The sequence below is a fragment of the Fredinandcohnia quinoae genome, assembly GCF_022427965.1.
Taxonomy (GTDB): domain Bacteria; phylum Bacillota; class Bacilli; order Bacillales; family Bacillaceae_L; genus Ferdinandcohnia; species Ferdinandcohnia quinoae.
Map to the genome: position 1 here is coordinate 34,705 of NZ_JAKTTI010000005.1, position 18,970 is coordinate 53,674.

At 35.7% G+C, this 18,970-nt stretch carries 20 protein-coding genes; all 20 read right to left on the reverse strand.

Annotated features, from left to right (window positions below; all coding sequences use genetic code 11):
- Positions 1–24: 24 nt before the first annotated feature.
- Positions 25–615, reverse strand: coding sequence for a lipoprotein heptaprenylglyceryl N-acetyltransferase LhaT (gene lhaT, locus MJG50_RS05290; protein WP_240253384.1), 591 nt, complete (start codon positions 613–615; stop codon positions 25–27).
- 117 nt (positions 616–732) lie between these two features.
- The gene (locus MJG50_RS05295) at positions 733–1,503 is read right to left on the reverse strand and encodes a menaquinol-cytochrome c reductase cytochrome b/c subunit (protein ID WP_240253385.1); all 771 of its coding nucleotides are present in this window, start codon (positions 1,501–1,503) and stop codon (positions 733–735) included.
- A 57-nt stretch (positions 1,504–1,560) separates the two neighbouring features.
- Positions 1,561–2,235, reverse strand: coding sequence for a menaquinol-cytochrome c reductase cytochrome b subunit (gene qcrB, locus MJG50_RS05300; RefSeq protein WP_240253386.1), 675 nt, complete (start codon positions 2,233–2,235; stop codon positions 1,561–1,563).
- A gap of 3 nt (positions 2,236–2,238) precedes the next feature.
- A complete protein-coding gene (locus MJG50_RS05305; RefSeq protein ID WP_240253389.1) occupies positions 2,239–2,745 on the reverse strand; it encodes a Rieske (2Fe-2S) protein in 507 nt (168 codons plus the stop codon).
- A 182-nt stretch (positions 2,746–2,927) separates the two neighbouring features.
- Positions 2,928–3,383, reverse strand: a complete 456-nt coding sequence (locus tag MJG50_RS05310; protein WP_240253391.1) for a YpiF family protein — start codon at positions 3,381–3,383, stop codon at positions 2,928–2,930.
- A 91-nt stretch (positions 3,384–3,474) separates the two neighbouring features.
- Positions 3,475–4,017 (reverse strand): ReoY family proteolytic degradation factor, encoded by a 543-nt coding sequence (locus MJG50_RS05315; RefSeq protein WP_240253626.1) that lies wholly within the window; start codon positions 4,015–4,017, stop codon positions 3,475–3,477.
- A gap of 102 nt (positions 4,018–4,119) precedes the next feature.
- Positions 4,120–5,373, reverse strand: a complete 1,254-nt coding sequence (locus MJG50_RS05320; protein ID WP_240253393.1) for a tetratricopeptide repeat protein — start codon at positions 5,371–5,373, stop codon at positions 4,120–4,122.
- 16 nt (positions 5,374–5,389) lie between these two features.
- Positions 5,390–6,331, reverse strand: a complete 942-nt coding sequence (locus MJG50_RS05325; protein WP_240253395.1) for a hypothetical protein — start codon at positions 6,329–6,331, stop codon at positions 5,390–5,392.
- Between the two features lie 109 nt (positions 6,332–6,440).
- Complete coding sequence (gene aroA, locus MJG50_RS05330) at positions 6,441–7,730, reverse strand: 3-phosphoshikimate 1-carboxyvinyltransferase (protein ID WP_240253396.1); 1,290 nt, start codon at positions 7,728–7,730, stop codon at positions 6,441–6,443.
- Between the two features lie 25 nt (positions 7,731–7,755).
- A complete protein-coding gene (locus MJG50_RS05335; protein WP_240253398.1) occupies positions 7,756–8,862 on the reverse strand; it encodes a prephenate dehydrogenase in 1,107 nt (368 codons plus the stop codon).
- 62 nt (positions 8,863–8,924) lie between these two features.
- Entirely contained in the window at positions 8,925–10,025 is a 1,101-nt protein-coding gene (gene hisC / locus MJG50_RS05340; protein ID WP_240253400.1) for a histidinol-phosphate transaminase, read from the reverse strand.
- A gap of 13 nt (positions 10,026–10,038) precedes the next feature.
- The gene (gene trpA / locus MJG50_RS05345) at positions 10,039–10,848 is read right to left on the reverse strand and encodes a tryptophan synthase subunit alpha (RefSeq protein ID WP_240253403.1); all 810 of its coding nucleotides are present in this window, start codon (positions 10,846–10,848) and stop codon (positions 10,039–10,041) included.
- A complete protein-coding gene (gene trpB / locus MJG50_RS05350; protein ID WP_240253405.1) occupies positions 10,832–12,037 on the reverse strand; it encodes a tryptophan synthase subunit beta in 1,206 nt (401 codons plus the stop codon). The genes trpA and trpB overlap by 17 nt, the downstream gene beginning before the upstream one ends.
- On the reverse strand, positions 12,018–12,674 hold the full coding sequence (locus MJG50_RS05355) for a phosphoribosylanthranilate isomerase (RefSeq protein ID WP_240253406.1): 657 nt from the start codon (positions 12,672–12,674) through the stop codon (positions 12,018–12,020). The genes trpB and MJG50_RS05355 overlap by 20 nt, the downstream gene beginning before the upstream one ends.
- Positions 12,655–13,434: an indole-3-glycerol phosphate synthase TrpC gene (gene trpC, locus MJG50_RS05360; RefSeq protein WP_240253408.1), complete on the reverse strand. Its 780-nt coding sequence runs from the start codon at positions 13,432–13,434 to the stop codon at positions 12,655–12,657. Before trpC ends, MJG50_RS05355 begins: the two co-directional genes overlap by 20 nt.
- Positions 13,427–14,449 carry an anthranilate phosphoribosyltransferase gene (trpD, locus tag MJG50_RS05365; protein WP_240253411.1) on the reverse strand — a complete coding sequence of 341 codons (1,023 nt, stop codon included), beginning with the start codon at positions 14,447–14,449 and terminating at the stop codon, positions 13,427–13,429. The genes trpC and trpD overlap by 8 nt, the downstream gene beginning before the upstream one ends.
- Positions 14,442–15,962, reverse strand: a complete 1,521-nt coding sequence (trpE, locus tag MJG50_RS05370) for an anthranilate synthase component I (RefSeq protein WP_240253412.1) — start codon at positions 15,960–15,962, stop codon at positions 14,442–14,444. The genes trpD and trpE overlap by 8 nt, the downstream gene beginning before the upstream one ends.
- Before the next feature lie 262 nt (positions 15,963–16,224).
- Entirely contained in the window at positions 16,225–16,599 is a 375-nt protein-coding gene (gene aroH, locus MJG50_RS05375) for a chorismate mutase (RefSeq protein ID WP_240253413.1), read from the reverse strand.
- Positions 16,600–16,622: 23 nt separating this feature from the next.
- On the reverse strand, positions 16,623–17,690 hold the full coding sequence (gene aroB / locus MJG50_RS05380) for a 3-dehydroquinate synthase (protein WP_240253414.1): 1,068 nt from the start codon (positions 17,688–17,690) through the stop codon (positions 16,623–16,625).
- On the reverse strand, positions 17,691–18,863 hold the full coding sequence (gene aroC / locus MJG50_RS05385; RefSeq protein ID WP_240253419.1) for a chorismate synthase: 1,173 nt from the start codon (positions 18,861–18,863) through the stop codon (positions 17,691–17,693). It lies immediately after the preceding gene.
- Between the last annotated feature and the right edge of the window lie 107 nt (positions 18,864–18,970).

Consider the following 18,970-nt stretch of genomic DNA (forward strand, 5'->3'; position numbering starts at 1 on the left):
ACAAGAGTAGACCATTTTTTTTCATTATGGGAAAGAGAGCTTCAAGCCATCTTTCTTAACACACAAAAGGTATGCGATTAATATTGATGTCACACTTAACCAAAATGTAAAATATCCGATTTGTGGAATATACTGATCTAGCATACTGTATCGTGGAAGCATTTGAAATACATAATCAATGACATCATTGTGTAGTGTCCAAACTGCAACAAGAACTAAATGAATCGGTTTAATTCGGTAATATGGAGCATATAGTAATCCCTGAATTGCCATACCTAAATGGGAGAATATTAGCATATATCCTACAGGTGTTAAATCACCAGTGAAATATGTTAGAATATTCATCACAACTGCCCAAATTCCATATTTAAATAAAGTTACAATTGCTAATGCTTCAATCAATGGCCAATTTTTTTTCAATAAAAATCCGACTAATACGATACAAAAAAATAAACTTGCAGTCGGGCTATCCGGAACAAAGACTAAAAATTTTGCAGGTGTTATCTTCAATTGACTTTCATACCAAATATAACCATAGATTGTCCCCGGCACATTAATTATCAGTAGAGTCCATAATACCCAACGTTGTCCCATTAAATATGTAATTGATTTCATCAATATGTACCAACTTTCCTTAACATGATCTAATTCTAGATTCACGAAAATGAACAAGAATGTCAAGTAATTTTCAGAAAGAAAAAAAGCCGACAAGTAAAGTCAGCTTTCTATAAGTTATTTAGATGTTACACCTGAGATAAATTCTGCAAGCTTTTGAAGTTCTTCATCAGTACCTTTGAACATACCCGGAGGCATGTCTCCTGTACCATTTTTTGCAATATCTGCTACTTCCTCTGGAGTCAGCCCAGTGTCAACTAGTGATGCACCAACACCTGCAATACCTTGAAGGTTATCCCCATGACAACTAATACAACCTTTATCCTTAAATACTAAATATCCCTCAGACGCAGTATCAATATCAGCTTCGGCTACAATTTTACCTTGTTCTTTTGATGCTTCCCAATCATGGGTAACAACTGATTCCCAAGTTAAAAAAACAGTAGCTGAAACAGCTAATAACATTAGTCCAGTTGCAACAGGTCTTTTAGCAGGTCGACGCTCTGGTCCACGGTCTAAGAATGGAGCTAATAGTAAAGCACCAAACGCAAGTCCAGGCATAACAAGAGCACCAATTACTGTATATGGTCCTGATGCATAAGAGTATTTTAGTAATTGATATAAGAATAAGAAGTACCAGTCAGGTAATGGAATATATGCTGTATCTGTTGGATCAGCAATACGTTCTAATGGTGACGGATGTGCCACTGTTAAACAGAGAAATCCAATCAGGAATACAGAACCTACCAACCATTCTTTTAACAAGAAGTTCGGCCAGAATGCTTCTGTTTTTCCTGGGTATTCGGAATAATCCTTAGGAATATTTTGCTTTCTTCCGACAGGAACACGGGAGTCCCCTACAAATTTCATTCCTTTTCCGCGATGCATAATCGGTCCCCCTCCTTTTTTAAGGTTTATAAGTAAAAATTAGTAGTCCAATTAATTTTACAGTGGTCCTGAAATACCTTGTCTACGTATCATAATGAAGTGAGCTGCCATTAAAGCAAACAATGCTGCCGGTAAAAAGAAAACATGAATCGCAAAGAATCGTGTTAAAGTTTGTGCCCCGACAATTTCAGGATGTCCCGCTAGTAGTACCTTTAATTGAGTACCAATTAATGGGGTTGCTTCTGCAATTTGCAGACCAACTTTTGTTGCAAATAACGCTTTCATATCCCAAGGTAGTAAATATCCAGTGAATCCAAGGCCTAACATTACGAAGAAGATTAGAACCCCTACAATCCAGTTTAATTCACGTGGTTTTTTATAAGCACCTTGGAAAAATACACGAAGAGTATGTAGGAACATCATTACGATTACCAAACTTGCCCCCCAGTGATGCATTCCTCGAACGATTTGACCAAAAGCAACTTCATTCTGTAAATAATAAACAGATTCCCATGCATTTTTAATATCTGGTACATAGTACATCGTTAAGAACATACCAGAGAGCACTTGGATAACCGTTACGAAGAATGTAAGACCACCAAAGCAGTACACAAACGCAGAGAAATGATGCGCTGGATTAACATGCTCTGGAACTTCATGGTCAGCAATATCGCGCCAAAGAGGCGTAATATCAAGTCGATCGTCTACCCAATCATAAATCTTGTTAAGCATGGATTACGCCCCTTTCCTTGGTTGTGCTTTACCTAAATATAAATAGCCATCTTTTACCTCTTGTACATAAACATCTAACGGAGCCATTGGTGGAGTATTCGGAACATTCGTACCGTCCTTTGTATACAATCCATAATGACAAGGACAGAAGAAATGATTTTGATTCGCTGGATCCGTGTTCCAGTCTACTGTACAGCCAAGGTGTTTACAAACTGGTGATAGTGCAATAATTTCATTTCCCTCTTTATAAACCCATGCAGATGTAGTTACTTCAGACTCATACCATGCATCAACTTGATGAACTTGGAAGTCAAATTTTTGTGGCTCATTCGTTATTTTATCCACAGAAACTACTTGTACCATATCATGCTTAGGAGCTGGCTTAAGTACTGGATCAATAGCAAAACGAACCAATGGCATTAGCATTCCAGCTGCCATAAATCCGCCCACACCTGTTAATGTATAGGTTAGGAATTGACGTCGTGTAACTGGTTGTTTATTCTCGCTCATGTTTTTCCCCCCTTATTGCTAAGCTAAGTCCACTCCGGACATAATTGAACACAATTAATACTAGGACATTCTCATGATATATCAATATGATGTGAAGGTCAATATTATCATTTGCTTAAAACATGGCAACTATGTGACTTTAATTGGGAAATTGTCCAAATTTTAAAGTTAGATGATCAAGTTTATTGCCAAATATTCATAAATACTGAAATAAGCTGCTTCATTTGATCTTGAAGCATCGATTGTTTGTATTTTTCCTCCACATATTCTAGTGGCAAAGTAGGAAGCCATATCAATGAACCTTGAAGAACTTGTTCTACTACTTTCCAATTACTATCTGAGGTTATAAAAATAAAATGCTTCATTCCTGATTCTTTCATTTCGCTTGTCCAATTTGCTAGACGTTCCTTGCTGCTAAGCAATTCCTCACTCTTCATATATGTAAAAGCAGGGAACAATATAATTCTTCCCTTAAATTGCCGCTCAACTTCATTTGAGAGTATCGTTATAAACTCCCCCATTGCAACTGTTGATTTAACTTCATCTTTCCAAGAGATTGGTATTAATGGTATTACGGCTGTATCAACATATTCCTTTGCTTGTAAGTATACGTCGATGTCCTTTGTTGTCCATTTCAAAGTGTATTCGCTTCCTTTCATTTAGCATAAAAATAACATACCATATTTTAAAATTTTCGTACAAAAAAAATAAACTTTAGTCCGACGAATGTCATTCTAAAGTTTTTTTAAGTTGTGTTGATAATCGAAGAAATTCTGCTTCATCCTGTCTGTCTAATGCATCATCGATAAGTTTTAATAGATTTTCTTTTTGATACATCTGAATAGATTCTTCTAAGAATTTCTTCGCAAGTTCTTTATCCTTTTCATTCACTTGGAGATGTTTCGGCATATAGGGATTCTCCTCAAGAACAGCTACGAAATGTGGAGAATGAAAGGATGACCTAAAATTAAGTTGGATAAAAATTTCTTCTTCTCGATTTAATCGGATATCATGAAATGATTTTTCCGCATCCGTTGTCATTATATTTTCTTTGTAAAAACGAAATGGGACGTCATCAACGCAATGTGTGGACATGATTATTCCTCTAGGACAATATTGTGCCTGCTCAACAAAATGAACATTTTTCATTAGCTGATCATGACTCATTAAATAATTCAAAATCCAAACACATTCTCTTCTTTTTAGCTGATAATTATTAAGAAACCAGCGAATAAAATCTTTTTTCTCGTTGACAGATACAGGGGTAGTCATCGCTATGCTTCCCTCCTCTGCTTTTGATGAGTTGTCACTTATAATTAAATACATTCTACATCCAAACTGAATTTCCTGCAAAATCCAATTATTGAACAATAATTATGCTAAATCTTCAAGAAGCTCCTCAATCTCATACTTTGATGGGTTAATTACAAGCAATTTCTTAAATACATCAATTGCTTCTGTCTTTTTACCATCTTCTAATAAAAAGTAACCAAATTCTTCTAAAAACTCTGGGGATTCCTTAAAAAAAGTATATGCACGACGGTAATGATTTAATGCATCAGAAAATTGCTCTAATTTATTTTTTGAATATGCGAGGTCCCATTCAAACTGTTCATCAAATTCACCATATCCCATAACTGCTTCTAGACATTCAACTACATCATCATATCTCTCTTCATTCAAAAGAAAATTACTAAGTTGTAACGTTGCTTCAACATAGCCTGGGTCAATTCCAACCGCTTCACGTAAATATTGCTCAACACGATCTCTATGACCGCATTTCAAGGAAATCATAGCGGCTTTAAAGTGTAATTCTTTATTTAATGAATCCACCTGAATGCCCTGTTGTAAAACTTGCAGACTTTCATCTAATAAACCTTCTTTCTCATAAGCTTCAGCTAAATAAAAGTATAAAGACGTATAATCAGGATCCAAATCCTTTAATTTCGAAAATACTTCAATTGCTTTACTATAATATTCAGCTTGATATGCCGTTACTCCAAATCCGAACAATGTATGGCTATCCTCCTGTTTGGAAATGGCTGCTTCAAAGTAAGGTAGGGCTTCCTCAAATTTTCCTGTAGCACTTAAGCTTTCTGCAAGCCTTGCACTTACAAGAACTCCTGCTATTTGCTCGCTTTCTTGTAATATTTCCATATAATATGGAATACTTTTATAAAATTCACCATTACTCGAATATAATTCAGCCAAGGCAAAATCAATTATTTGATCATGGTCTGACATTTCCTTAGCTCTTAATAATTTTTGTTCGCTAACCTCAACCAAGCCTTGCATTTGAAATAAATCAGCCTGTAACACTAGTGCTTCAATATATGCTGGATCATCTTCAGCTATTTGGTCAAGAAGTGAAATTGCTTCCTCCTCTTCATCCATATCAATCATAATTTCTGCTAAAAGGACATAGAGTTCACCTTCATCAGGATAAATATAAAGTAATTGTTGAACAATTTCTTTCGACTTTTCAACAAACCCCCATTTAAAATAATGTTGAGCAATTACGTACAATTCATCGTTTGTAGATGAATTTTGCAATTGCTCCAACAATTCTAAACCTTGCTCTATATTTCCATCCTCAACTAATTGAATTGCATTGTCTATTTTATTCATAAAGTTCAAACTCCTCTTATGTTATAAATCTTCCATCATTTGTATTCCTAGTTGAAGATACAAAATAGCCAGGTTTTTTCACCTTACATTCGTTTCCAAAACCTGATCGAAAATAAATCTGGGAATTTACTTTCAGAAACTTCCCTTTATGCATTGTAATCTTCGGGATATGTTTATGATAATCGAGAATAGGCATTTCATCAACTGAATAGCATATATCATCAATATCATATAGATTATAATCCAAATCTCCACCAATTCTTATATCTCCCTTTTCGGGATAAATACCAATTTTTTTTAGATTATCAATTGACAATGGCAAATCTTCATTGGGACAGTCTGATATTGTTGGAATCTGATTCTTATTCATTATTTCATTCCATATCTCACTATTTTTCTTACCATGGAATAACGACTTTTCTCTGCTTTTCCATTCAGGAATAATTGGAAGTCGATAAGAAAAATATGATTCGCTTATCCAACCCCAAGGAATGTTGAATAAATTTTCATTATGATCAACTACAGTGATTACGACTGGAATTTTATGTTTCCTACAAGCAACCATTAAGGAAGGAGTTAAGATAGATAAAGGAATCCGAATTCCAATATAATAATCAATCGGACTATTTAATAAATAATGTTTCGTTTCTTTAATCACTTTCTTTAGCTCATTTTCATTTTTCACATCACTTATAACTAGTAATGTTGTACATCCTTTTTTAATATATTTGTGAATGATTTCTTCTTTAAATTGTTGAAATGGAAGCTTTGTAGAAAATGAATAATTAATCATAATATGACCAGGTGTTAATAAAAAATTTGACAATTCCATACGCATAAATTTTAGCCGATTTAAATTTTCACTAATATAGTCCACTCGATCATTTTTTATTAAAATTGAACAATGTTTCACTTTTTTATCCTTAACTAAATTAGCCTTTTCTAAAATATATGACATATAACCTCCCCTTTTTTATTTCAAATTCCTCTTAAGACAAGCTATGCAAATGTTTCTCATTCTATGTTATTAAGTAAAAAAAGAACCCGAATGGGTTCTTTTTTGCTTTTTATATCAATGAATGTAGATGATTGAAAAAAGTAGGATATGAGACTGCAATCGCCTCTGAATTATTTAGTGTTACTTCTCCTTCAGCAAGAAGCGCTGCAATTGCAAGCATCATACCAATACGATGGTCGCCATAACTGTCTACATTACCACCATTAAGTTTTGTTCCTTCCCCAGTTATTATCATACCGTCCTCAGTAGATGTAATATGTGCACCTAATTTCGAAAGTTCCTTTACAACAGTTTCAATCCGATTTGTTTCCTTCACTTTCAACTCACTAGCATCTTTGATAACTGTTTCCCCTTTTGCCTGTGTAGCTAAAAGTGCAATAATTGGAATCTCATCAATTAGTTTTGGAATCATACTACCTTCAATAGTAGTTCCATGCAACTCTGAATAGCATATTGTTAAATCTGCAATCGGTTCATTATTAATAACTCGTTCATTCTCTATCGTTAGATTTGCACCCATTTGTATTAATACATCAATGATTCCAGTTCTCGTAGGGTTCATTCCTACATTCATCATTTTAATTGTACTATTTGGGATAATCGCTCCTGCGACAAGGAAGAAGGCAGCAGAGGAGATATCTCCCGGCACAAAAATATTCGTACCCTTAAGCTTTTGTCCACCAGTTATTCCTACGGTAAGTCCATCTTCTGCTACCTTACAACCAAATGCTTTAAGCATTCGCTCTGTATGGTCTCTTGATTTATGCGGTTCAGTAACAGTCGTTGTACCACTAGCATTAATACCAGCAAGTAGTATAGAAGATTTTACTTGTGCACTTGCAACAGGTGAATGATAATTAATAGCTCGTAAGTTACCTCCCCTAATCGCTAGTGGTGTAAATTCCGCATCTTGCCTACCATCAATTTTCGCACCCATTTCACGTAGTGGTTCAGTAACTCGTTTCATCGGTCTTTTTGCAATAGAATCGTCTCCAATCATACAACTATGAATTGGAATACCAGAAAGCAAACCGATTAATAATCTACTAGTTGTCCCTGAATTTCCAACATCAAGAATGTCGGTAGGTTCTTTAAGTGCTTCAAAACCTTTTCCAACAATCTCGACAATTTCATCGTTTCGAGTAATGTTAACACCCATTTTTTTAAAGCAATCAATCGTCCGTAAGCAATCTTCTCCAAGTAAAAAGTTCTCTACTACGGTCTTGCCATCGGCTATAGCACCAAGCATAATTGAACGATGTGAGATGGATTTGTCACCAGGTATTTGAATGACACCTGAAAGTTTTCCTACATTTGTTTTAAGACTAATCTTTCCCATTTTATCACACTCCCAATAAAACTATTTATCCGTAAAATGTTTCATACGAAGTATTAGATTCAATACAATTCTTTGCCATCTCCCTATCATTCTCATTTTGGAAACTTATCCTAAGCACTCCATATATCTCTTCTCTTGTTTCAATAATGCGAATATTAGTAATACTTATCTTTTCATTAGCCAGTAATCCTGTTATTTCAGAAATAACACCAGGATAGTCTGGAACATCAACAAATAGGTCATAGAAGGAAGGTATAGCTCCTTTTGTACGTTCTGGCAAACCATCTCTAAAGTTTTTTGCATTCAAAAAATAATCATATATCTTATCGCCGTTCCCAACAGCAACAAAGGAACGTATTCTTTCCATTTCTTCGAACCAATTCTGAAATAAATCTAGTAATGTTTCCCTATTATGTAGTAATATATCACGCCACATTGATGGATTACTTGAAGCTATCCGTGTAATATCACGAAAACCACCTGCTGCTAAAGGTTTTATAAGTTCGTTCTGTTTTTCATACTTATCTGCTTGATGAACTAAACTAGCTGCAATTATATGCGGAAAATGACTTATAACACCTGCAATATAATCGTGGTCATTCGCTGACATAGTAACAAAATTTGCCTTAGTACCTTTTAGTAACTCCTTTAGGTTGTCTAGCTCTTGCATACTAGAATTAACATTTGATGGGGTAAATATATAAAAGGCATTTTCAAACAAATGGCTTTTGGCGGCAACCACACCACTTTTATGTGAGCCTGCCATTGGATGCCCTCCTATAAAGGTAACTCCACGTTTCGTAAATAACCTCTCCGCTAATGTTACGATTTGTTGTTTTGTACTACCAACATCTGTAATAATAACATTTTCTTTTAATTCATAAGCTGAAATTTGATGAATTATTTCTTCAGCTTGTTTGACTGGAACTGCTACAATCACATAATCACAAATATGTATTACCTTGTCGATGTTAGTTACTTCTTCGTCAATCACACACAACGTTTTTGCGAGCATCATAGACTCGGTGTGCAGATCATAACCATAGATAATTGTATTAGGATGTTCTTTTTTTATCGCTAGTCCAATAGAGCCTCCTATTAGGCCTAAACCAATTATTAATACCTGTTTCATCCATTCACCACCAAAAAGAGAAAAAGCGAGATGTACGTATAGAACACCTCAGCTTCCACTAGTTATATGTTCACGACTTCATTTTTAAGCATTTCAGTAAGTATATTAATAATTTCGATATTCTGTTCCTCTGAACCGACTGTGATTCTTACACTTGTTGGGAAGCCCAATGCATTGCCTGATCGTACAATAATTCCGCGTTCCAATAAATATTGAAAAACTTCATTTCCTTCCTTCTTGAAATCAATCAAAATGAAATTTCCTTGAGATTGATAATACGAGAGATTAAACTGTTCACAAAATTGATAAAATTGAGAGAGGCCTTTTTTATTTTTTTCAATACATGTACTAATAAACTTTTGATCACCTATTGCTGCAATTGCAGCGATTTGAGCAAGTCGATTCGTATTAAAAGGTCCACGAGCAGGTTCAATTTTCTTTATAAATTCACTATTTCCAATCCCATATCCGATTCTGAGACTAGCTAATCCATAAGCTTTTGAAAAAGTTCGTAAAATCATTACATTAGGATATTTTTCTAATAATTGAACACTATTAGGAAAATCTTCTTCAGTTACATATTCATAATACGCTTCATCCACAACTACAAGCACGTGTTTTGGTACACTATCAATAAATGACGTAAGGGAAGATGCCCCCACATAACATCCTGTAGGATTATTAGGACTGCACACCCATACAACCTGGGTATTCTCATCTATTGCTTTAAGCATTCCTTCAAGATCATGATGACCATTAATAAGTGTGATCTCGCGAATTTCCGCACCTTCAATGATTGCATTGTGTTTATATTGAGAAAATGTTGGTGTTGCCATCACTGTGTTTTTACCAGGATAGAGCAACGCTTTTGCAATCAAAGATATTACCTCATCAGAGCCATTACCAAAAATCAGTTGGTGTTTATCCACCCCTAAATGCATTGCTAAAACACTTCTTAAATCATAAGAAGACCCGTCAGGATAAAGAGCTAACGAATCTATAGATTTTTTAATTTCAGCTTTTACATCCTCTGAGCATCCATATGGATTTTCATTCGAAGCAAGTTTAATGATTTTTGATAAACCATATTCTTTTTTTACCTCTTCGATTGGTTTCCCTGGCTGATAGGGTTTCAAATCTAATAGTTGTTCTTTTACATCCATCTCTTACACCTCTTTAGTTGTTAATTGGAGAAATGATGCTGCTAACATAGTTTTTAAAGTTAAGCAAAGCAGTTGTTTTAGTTTCTTCATCCATTAATTTTGGTATTAATTCCTCGATTTTCTGGACAAGTGCACTCCCAATTACAACACCATCACAATAGCCTTTTAAGGCTTCGATTTGTGTTGAATTTGAGATTCCAAACCCTACAGCAACTGGGACATTGCTATATTTTTTGGCTTCTTCTAAAAATGAGTAAATATGATCGTGAATAGAATTTCGAACACCTGTCACACCAAGTGCAGAAACACAATATAAAAAGCCTTGTGCATTTGTAGCAATTTTCGCAATTCTATTGGTAGATGTTGGTGCCACTAATGAAATGAAAGTTACACCATTTTGCTGGCATTTTTCACGTAGACTTTCATTTTCCTCAAATGGGAGATCTGGAATTAGTAGTCCATCAACTTCATTTTGCTGCACTAAAGCGAAAAAGTTATCTTCTCCTAATTGTAGCACAGGATTGTAATAGGTAAAGATAATTACAGGAATTTTCAAACCTTTTTTTCGCATAATTGATACTAACTTAATTGAATTTTCCAATGTGACTTCATTTTTTAATGCTCTTGAAGCAGCTTTTTGGATAACCGGTCCGTCAGCCAATGGGTCTGAATAGGGTATCCCCAATTCTAAGACTGATGCACCTGCCTCTTGTAACATGATAGCCAGATCAACTGTAATATTCGGGTGAGGATCACCTGCAACAATGAATGGAATAAATAATTTATTTTTTTTGGGTAATCGTTGTTCAAAAGTTGTCTTCATTTTGGTTCTCCCCTTCGATATATGACATTAAAGAATGAACATCTTTATCACCTCGTCCAGATAAACAGACAAGTACAGAATCCTCTTGTGAAAGTTGCTTCGCAACCTCATATGCCTTCGCCAATGCATGTGCTGATTCAATTGCTGGGATAATACCTTCAACCTTTGATAGCAGTTGTAATGCCTCTATCGCTTCTTCATCCGTAACACTTTTATACATAACCCGCTTATTACTTGCAAGATAAGCATGCTCTGGACCGACTCCTGGATAGTCTAGTCCAGCAGAAATCGAATACGGCTCGATAATCTGGCCATTTTTATCTTGCAGTAATAACGTAAGAGAGCCATGAATAACTCCTTCTGTGCCCATTGTAATCGTTGCAGCATGTAGATCAGTATCAAGGCCTTTTCCAGCAGCTTCGACTCCTATTAATTGAACATCATCCTCTAAGAATGGGAAAAACATACCTATTGCATTGCTTCCCCCACCTACACAGGCCACAATTGCTGTTGGGAGTCTTCCTTCTCTTTCTATAAATTGATCTCTCGCCTCATCACCAATAATTCTCTGGAAGTCCCGAACCATTTTCGGGTAAGGATGTGGTCCTACAACCGACCCAATCATATAAAAATGATCTTCACAATTCTGTACCCAGTAACGAATTGCTTCATTTGTCGCATCCTTTAACGTTTTATTTCCACTTGAAACTGGAATTACCTCTGCACCTAGTAGTTTCATTCTAAAAACATTTAATTTTTGCCTTGAAATATCTTCTTCACCCATAAAAACTGTACACTCCATGCCAAATCTTGCTGCAACCGTTGCTGCTGCAACTCCATGCTGACCTGCACCTGTCTCAGCTATGATCTTTCTCTTTCCCATTCTTTTCGCTAGCAATGCTTGCCCGATTGCATTATTTATTTTGTGAGCTCCTGTGTGGTTTAAATCTTCTCGCTTCAAGTAAATTTTTGCACCACCCAATAATTTTGTAAGATTACTAGCATAAGTAAGCGCAGTCGGTCGGCCTGAGTACTCTTTTAAAACATTGAAATATTCCTGTAAAAATTCTCCATCTTTCATTGTTGCACATAACAATTGCTCTAATTCTTCAAGTGGCTGCATTAGAGTTTCTGGTACGAACCTTCCCCCGAATGTGCCAAATCTACCATTATAATCTGGAATCTTCATATCGCTTCACCCACTTTTCAATTATTCGAATACGTTCAATATCCTTTTTTCCATTACTCTCGATTCCGCTCGCAAGATCAATTCCACCTATATCATAGTTTAATAAAGTTTGAATGTTATCAACATTAATACCTCCAGCAACAAGGCATGCAACCCCTTGTCTTCTAGCCACTGCCATGTATGAAGGGATATAACTCCAATCAAAAGCAATGCCGGAACCACCCCATACATCTTGCACTTTTGTATCAATAACATATCCATCAATGACTCCAGCAAATTTATTCATTATATCAATAGCACCTATCTCATGATGGATTGCCTTCCAAACATGCAAATGAGTATGATGTTTAATTTTCATAATATCTTCTACCGATTCATTCCCGTGACATTGAATAATAGATAATGGAACTAGTGAAAGTACCTTTTTGATTTCGCCAAGTGTTGCATGAACAAAAATACCAACTAACTTTTTATTTTTAAGATCAACATTTTGAATCCATTTCCTTACCTCTACGGGTTCTACACGTCGCTTGCTGGGCGCAAAAATAAAGCCAATATAATCTGCGTTGCTGGAAGCAGATACTTTTAAATCCTCAAATGATTGATTTCCACAATATTTACTTCTGACTTGCTTCATAGTCAATCTCTCCAAATAATCGTTTGATTCCATTACCTGGTTTATCTTCCCGCATGAATGCTTCCCCTATTAAAACAGCATCTGCTCCAAATTCTAGAACACTTTCTAGATCATGATAGTGTTGAATACCACTCTCACTTACAACGATACTACCGGTAGGTACATTTTTAATGATTTCCTTCGTATGTTGGATATTTGTCTCAAACGTCATTAAATTCCGATTATTGATTCCAATTATTTCAGGTTGAAACAGCTTACATATCCCATCAAGAGTTTGCGATGAATGCACCTCGACAAGGCACTCAAGCCCTAACTCATATGCCTGAAGATAAAAATCTTGGAGTTCGGTTGGCTCTAATATTTCTCCAATCAATAAAATAGCATCTGCTCCAATATGAACACTTTGAATAATTTGTTTCGAGTCTATAATGAAGTCCTTCCGCAACACAGGTAGATTAACATTTTCTTTTACGATTGTTAAAAAGTCATTGGAACCTTGAAAAAATATTTCATCCGTTAAAACAGAAATCGCATCTACATTAGCGTTCATATACTCGCTCGCTATAACTACCGGAGAAAACTGTTCCCGTAACACCCCTTTAGATGGTGAAGCCTTTTTAATTTCAGCAATTAGCCCGATCTTTCTGTTTGCATTTGTTAGTGCTTGATATAAGGATTTTTTTTGTACTTTTTGTTCAGTATTAGTTAATGTTAGGTTCTTAATTTCGAGTTTTTTCTGTTCCACGATTCGATTAAGCATAATTCTCAACCTCCCGAATGGTTAGTTTTTCAAAATGACTACGTACCAATCCGGATTTAATAGCCTCTTTTGCAATCTCTACTCCATTTTGGATGCTCGAGGATCTTCCTGAAATATAAATGGCCACCCCGGCATTAAAGAGAACAATATTCACTGCACTTTCATTCGCATTTCCGAATAATACATCCTTGAGAAGAGCAGCACTTTCATTTGCTGTTGATACTTGAATATCACTAAGATTCCCTCTTTGAAGTCCAACATCTTCTGGTGAAAGCACAAATTTAGATATCTTTCCGTTTTTTAACTCAACAATATCCGTTTCAGCAGAAATACTGCATTCATCTAAACCATCTCTTCCAGTTACAAATAACACATGTTCAGATCCAAGTTTTTGTAATGCATGTGCCATTTTTTCCGCATACGAAATTGAAAATACTCCGATTACTTGTTTTTTACACTTTGCCGGGTTAGCCATCGGTCCGAGGAGATTAAAGACCGTTCGAAAACCAATTTCTCGCCTCGGATTAACTGCATGCTTCATCGCGGAGTGGTATATTGGGGCAAATAAAAAACTTAGTCCCCTTTCTTTTAAAGCCTGCTTTGCTTGTTCTTTTGTAGCTTGAATCTCAATTCCTAAATGTTCCAGAACATCTGCACTACCACTATTAGAAGAAACCGCACGATTCCCATGTTTTGCAACTCTAATACCTAACGAAGACACAACAATCGCAGCTGCTGTTGAAATATTAAAAGTTGATGTTCCATCCCCTCCTGTGCCACATGTGTCGATAATTTGATCATCCTCATAATCTAATGGCAGCATATGTTCACGCATCGCTCTAGCAAAACCAGTAATCTCTTCAATTGTTTCGCCACGAAATCGTAAAATTGTTAATAGACTTGCTATTTGACTTGATGTAGCACGACCCGACATAATTTCATCCATAACCTGATAGCTTTCTGTTTCAGATAAAGTTTCGCCGCTTATACATTTGTTTAATAGATTTTTAAGCATGGATATCCTCCTCTTCACAAAATGTTTCCTCTGCAAGTTGGATGGACTTGATAAGCGCACTTGCTTTATTTATTGTTTCCTTCCACTCAAGCTCTGGAACTGAATCAGCAACAATTCCTGCCCCAGCCTGCACATATGCGATGCCATCCTTTAAAACAATCGTACGAATCGTTATACATGAATCGATATTACCGTCAAATCCAATATATGCGATTGTCCCTGCATACAAATTCCTTGCAGTTGGCTCAAGCTCGGCAATAATTTGCATAGCTCTAATTTTCGGAGCACCTGACACTGTTCCAGCTGGAAAAGCAGCAAAGAGTGCATCTAAAGGGTCGACGAGTGTCTTAAGTTCCCCCGTAACCTTGGATATGAGATGCATAACATGTGAGAATCTTCCTAATTCCATTAATACCGGTATTTTTACTGAACCATATTTTGCAACTCTTCCCAAATCATTTCTAGCTAAATCAACAAGCATATTATGTTCCGCTATTTCTTTTTCGTCCTCTATTAACTCTTTTGCTAATTGCTCATCTTCCTGTATAGTCCTACCCCTTTTTCGAGTACCTGCTATTGGATGAATTTCTAATTTTCGATTTTCGACTTTGATTAATCGCTCTGGTGAACTTCCTACGATTTCAACATCATTTAATTTTATATAAAATAAATATGGTGATGGATTTACCATTCTTAATACTCGATATAACTGGAAACCACTTACTTTCACAGGAATTTCAAAACGTTGAGATAAGACCGCTTGAAGAACATCACCTGATGAAATATACTCTTTCACTTTATTAACTGCATTTAAAAAATCATCTTTTTGGAAATTAGATTTGATATTTTCAAAACTTACCGCCTCACTCCCTTTGTAGTGAAGAAGCATTTCATTTTGAGTATTATTATGGATTACTTTCGACAAATACATATTAATCATCGAATGAGCATGATCATAAATTACCTTCTTCGTCCGTTCATTCTCATCACCATTTAGACGAACATGATGAATGATAACTAACTCTTGTGTATGATGGTCCAAAACAATGAATGTTTCACAAAAGAAAAAATGATACCTTTTAGACTTTTGTGTTTGATCTGTATGTTCAGGAATCTTTTCTAAATTGGATACAGCATCATATCCAACATATCCAACAGCACCACCATAAAAAGGAATTTCAATCGATAATTCTTTTACACATAGCTTATTTTTAACCCAATGATACGCAGCTTTAAAAGAATCCACTTTGGCTAGCTTTTGATTGTTTTCATTTCGAACAATAAAACCACCATCACACTCATCAATAAAAAGAAATGGTTTTAAGCCAATAAAAGAATAACGTGACCACACAGATTCAGCATCCTTGCTTTCTAATAAAAAGGATGCCTCATTTTGTAAATTTTGAAAAATTTGAATGGGTGTTAACGTATCAACAAAGAAACGTTTAACAATCGGAATTGTTTGGTAAGAAACAGAATCCGACAAGAATGTGGAAAAATCGTATTTAATCATTTCGGCTCACTCCTCCATAATTTTATGGAGAACGAGGATTTTAGGAGGTATATTACGTTTATAAAAATAAAAAACCCAAAGACACAGGTATGTCCTTGGGTAGTAGATACAGATGAATACAGCACACATATCCTCAACTAAACTCGCTCGATCTCAGCTACCCTAAACTCTTCTCATCTCTAAAAACCTGTAAACTTTACTCATAAACCATCTAATCTAATAAAAAATTCTAACTATTCATACATTCTATAATAAAGTAATTTTAACTGTCAATATGTTTTGTTAAATCTGGTCTTAATAAAATCGCTTTTTCTAAATAAATATGAGTAATATCACTCTGCTCTACTTCCGTATTTACTGTCATCATTACACGAATACATAATGGCAGTGAATCTGGAACAGGAATTTCTTTCATACACATTACAGGTACAAATGTCCAGCCCTCTAATAGCCTAACAGCTGCAGCAGGAAAACAAGCATTAATGTCATCTGTAGTAGAAACTAATATTTGAGCAACATCTGTCGCCTTAATATTATTTGCATCAATCATTTCCCGTAATAATTTTTCTGTTGCTGAAATAATTTCTTGTTTTGTATTGTCTTCAATGGTTGTTGCTCCTCTTACTCCCCTTACCATCTCACACCTCCTATTCGCAATTCTTAAGCTAATAATGAAAGTAATCGTTCATCATCAACTTCCACTATCTCAACTTCCCCAATTTCCTTTAGTAATACCATTCGTACTTTTCCTGAAGTAACCTTTTTATCATGTTTCATTCTACTTAGAAGCTTAGTTGCTTCAAGCTGCATTGGAATCGTTACTGGAAAGTCAAATTTTTGAAGCCAATTAGCTATTCGTTCAGAATAAATTTCATGATTTGATAAAGTTTCTCCCACTTTCATTGCAAATACCATTCCGATTGCTACTCCATCACCATGTGTAATATTGCCGTATCCTAGTTCTGCCTCGATCGCATGGCCTAATGTATGCCCAAAGTTTAAGAAAGCTCTAATCCCCTTCTCTTCCTCGTCCACGGAAACAACCTCTGCTTTTATAGAGATTCCTTTAACTACAGCATACTGTAATTTTTCTTCCTTCAAGTCTTCTAATGATGTAATTTCTTCTGAGAGCCACTCAAAAAAGGAATTATCCCAAATTAAGCCATGCTTTATTACTTCTGCAAAACCTGATCTTAGTTCATCTAAAGGTAAAGTCTTCATAAAATCAATATCATATACAACGGCATTTGGCTGATGAAAGGCCCCAATCATATTTTTACCAAGATTATGGTTAATAGCTACCTTGCCGCCGACGGCACTATCATGTGCCAATAGTGTAGTTGGAACTTGAATGAATGGAATTCCTCTCATGAAAGTTGCAGCTACAAATCCAGCAAGATCACCTACAACTCCCCCACCCAAGGCAATTATTAGTGAAGAGCGATCCAATCGATTTGCTAACGCAAATGTTTGACATTTATTATAGATATCAAAGGATTTTGAACTTTCTCCTGAAGGAATTACATATGAAATCGCCTCATAAGTATTAGCTAACTGGTCCATAATTGTCTGAAGGTATAGCTGTGAAACAGTTTGATCACTGATGACAAGAACCTTCGAAACAGATTTACAATTTTCTCCAACAAATCGTGGTAATTCTTTAATAATTCCACTGCCAATATACACTGGATATTCCTTTGATTTTGTCTTAACTGTAACAATCTCCATTTAGAATTCCCTCGAATACTCACGCATTTTGGATATATTTTCAGCTATCAGGTCAATACGATCTTGGCCGAACTGTTCTACAATAGCAGATGCAAGTTCCCACGCAACAACTGCCTCTGCAACCACACTAGCTGCAGGAACAGCACAACTATCAGAGCGTTCAATACTCGCTTCAAAGACCTCTTTTGAATCAATATCTACACTTTTTAATGGCTTATAGAGTGTTGGAATTGGCTTCATTACACCTCTTACAACAATTGGCATACCAGTAGTCATTCCACCTTCGAAACCACCTAAGTTATTAGTTCTTCTTGTATAACCTGTTTCTTTATCCCATATTATTTCGTCATGCACTTTACTTCCAGGGTTTCTTGCAGCATCGAAACCGATGCCAAATTCAACACCCTTAAAAGCATTAATACTCATAATTGCTGCAGCAAGTTTTGCATCCAATTTTCGATCATAATGAACATAGCTTCCAACTCCTGCTGGAACTCCTTCAACAATTACCTCGACAATGCCACCTATAGAATCTCCATTTTGTTTTGCCTCATCAATTGCGTCCATCATCTTCCGACCTGCTTCTTCGTCAAGACAACGAACTGGTGATTGTTCGGTTCGTTCTTGTAAATCCTCAATTCTTTCGTATGTAATTTGTGTAGCTTTAACACCGCCAATTTCAAGAACATGTCCCGCTACTTTAATTCCAAGAACAGAGAGGAGTTGTTTCGCTACAGCTCCTGCTGCTACCCTAACAGTTGTCTCACGAGCTGAAGAACGCTCTAATACATTACGCATATCCCTGTGACCGTACTTTATAGCACCATTTAAATCTGCATGTCCAGGACGTGGTCTCGTAATTTTTCGTTTAATTTCATCCTCTTCCACATCAATAAGAGGCTCAATTCCCATAATTTTTGTCCAATGCTTCCAATCGTTATTTTCGACAACTAAAGCTATTGGGGAACCAATTGTTTTTCCATGTCTAACTCCACTTACTATCTGAGCTTGATCCTTTTCAATTTGCATTCTCCTGCCACGACCATGGCCCTTTTGTCTTCTAGCTAGTTCCCTATTTATTTCATTACTCGTTAATTCTAGACCTGAAGGTACCCCTTCTAGAATAGTTGTTAACTGTGGTCCGTGTGATTCACCCGCGGTTAAATACCTCATCTCTTCTACCCCCTTTTAGCTCTTTAAAGCGATTATGTATCAATATATCACAATATTATGTATTCAGTAAGTAATTTTCTTTATTTTGTTAAATATCTTGTTAACTA

Coding starts and splice junctions, on each gene's coding strand:
- lhaT (WP_240253384.1), bottom strand. CDS start 615: ATGAAATCAATTACATATTTAATGGGACAACGTTGGGTATTATGGACT.
- MJG50_RS05295 (WP_240253385.1), bottom strand. CDS start 1,503: ATGCATCGCGGAAAAGGAATGAAATTTGTAGGGGACTCCCGTGTTCCT.
- qcrB (WP_240253386.1), bottom strand. CDS start 2,235: ATGCTTAACAAGATTTATGATTGGGTAGACGATCGACTTGATATTACG.
- MJG50_RS05305 (WP_240253389.1), bottom strand. CDS start 2,745: ATGAGCGAGAATAAACAACCAGTTACACGACGTCAATTCCTAACCTAT.
- MJG50_RS05315 (WP_240253626.1), bottom strand. CDS start 4,017: ATGACTACCCCTGTATCTGTCAACGAGAAAAAAGATTTTATTCGCTGG.
- MJG50_RS05320 (WP_240253393.1), bottom strand. CDS start 5,373: ATGAATAAAATAGACAATGCAATTCAATTAGTTGAGGATGGAAATATA.
- MJG50_RS05325 (WP_240253395.1), bottom strand. CDS start 6,331: ATGTCATATATTTTAGAAAAGGCTAATTTAGTTAAGGATAAAAAAGTG.
- aroA (WP_240253396.1), bottom strand. CDS start 7,730: ATGGGAAAGATTAGTCTTAAAACAAATGTAGGAAAACTTTCAGGTGTC.
- MJG50_RS05335 (WP_240253398.1), bottom strand. CDS start 8,862: ATGAAACAGGTATTAATAATTGGTTTAGGCCTAATAGGAGGCTCTATT.
- hisC (WP_240253400.1), bottom strand. CDS start 10,025: ATGGATGTAAAAGAACAACTATTAGATTTGAAACCCTATCAGCCAGGG.
- trpA (WP_240253403.1), bottom strand. CDS start 10,848: ATGAAGACAACTTTTGAACAACGATTACCCAAAAAAAATAAATTATTT.
- trpB (WP_240253405.1), bottom strand. CDS start 12,037: ATGAAGATTCCAGATTATAATGGTAGATTTGGCACATTCGGGGGAAGG.
- MJG50_RS05355 (WP_240253406.1), bottom strand. CDS start 12,674: ATGAAGCAAGTCAGAAGTAAATATTGTGGAAATCAATCATTTGAGGAT.
- trpC (WP_240253408.1), bottom strand. CDS start 13,434: ATGCTTAATCGAATCGTGGAACAGAAAAAACTCGAAATTAAGAACCTA.
- trpD (WP_240253411.1), bottom strand. CDS start 14,449: ATGCTTAAAAATCTATTAAACAAATGTATAAGCGGCGAAACTTTATCT.
- trpE (WP_240253412.1), bottom strand. CDS start 15,962: ATGATTAAATACGATTTTTCCACATTCTTGTCGGATTCTGTTTCTTAC.
- aroH (WP_240253413.1), bottom strand. CDS start 16,599: ATGGTAAGGGGAGTAAGAGGAGCAACAACCATTGAAGACAATACAAAA.
- aroB (WP_240253414.1), bottom strand. CDS start 17,690: ATGGAGATTGTTACAGTTAAGACAAAATCAAAGGAATATCCAGTGTAT.
- aroC (WP_240253419.1), bottom strand. CDS start 18,863: ATGAGGTATTTAACCGCGGGTGAATCACACGGACCACAGTTAACAACT.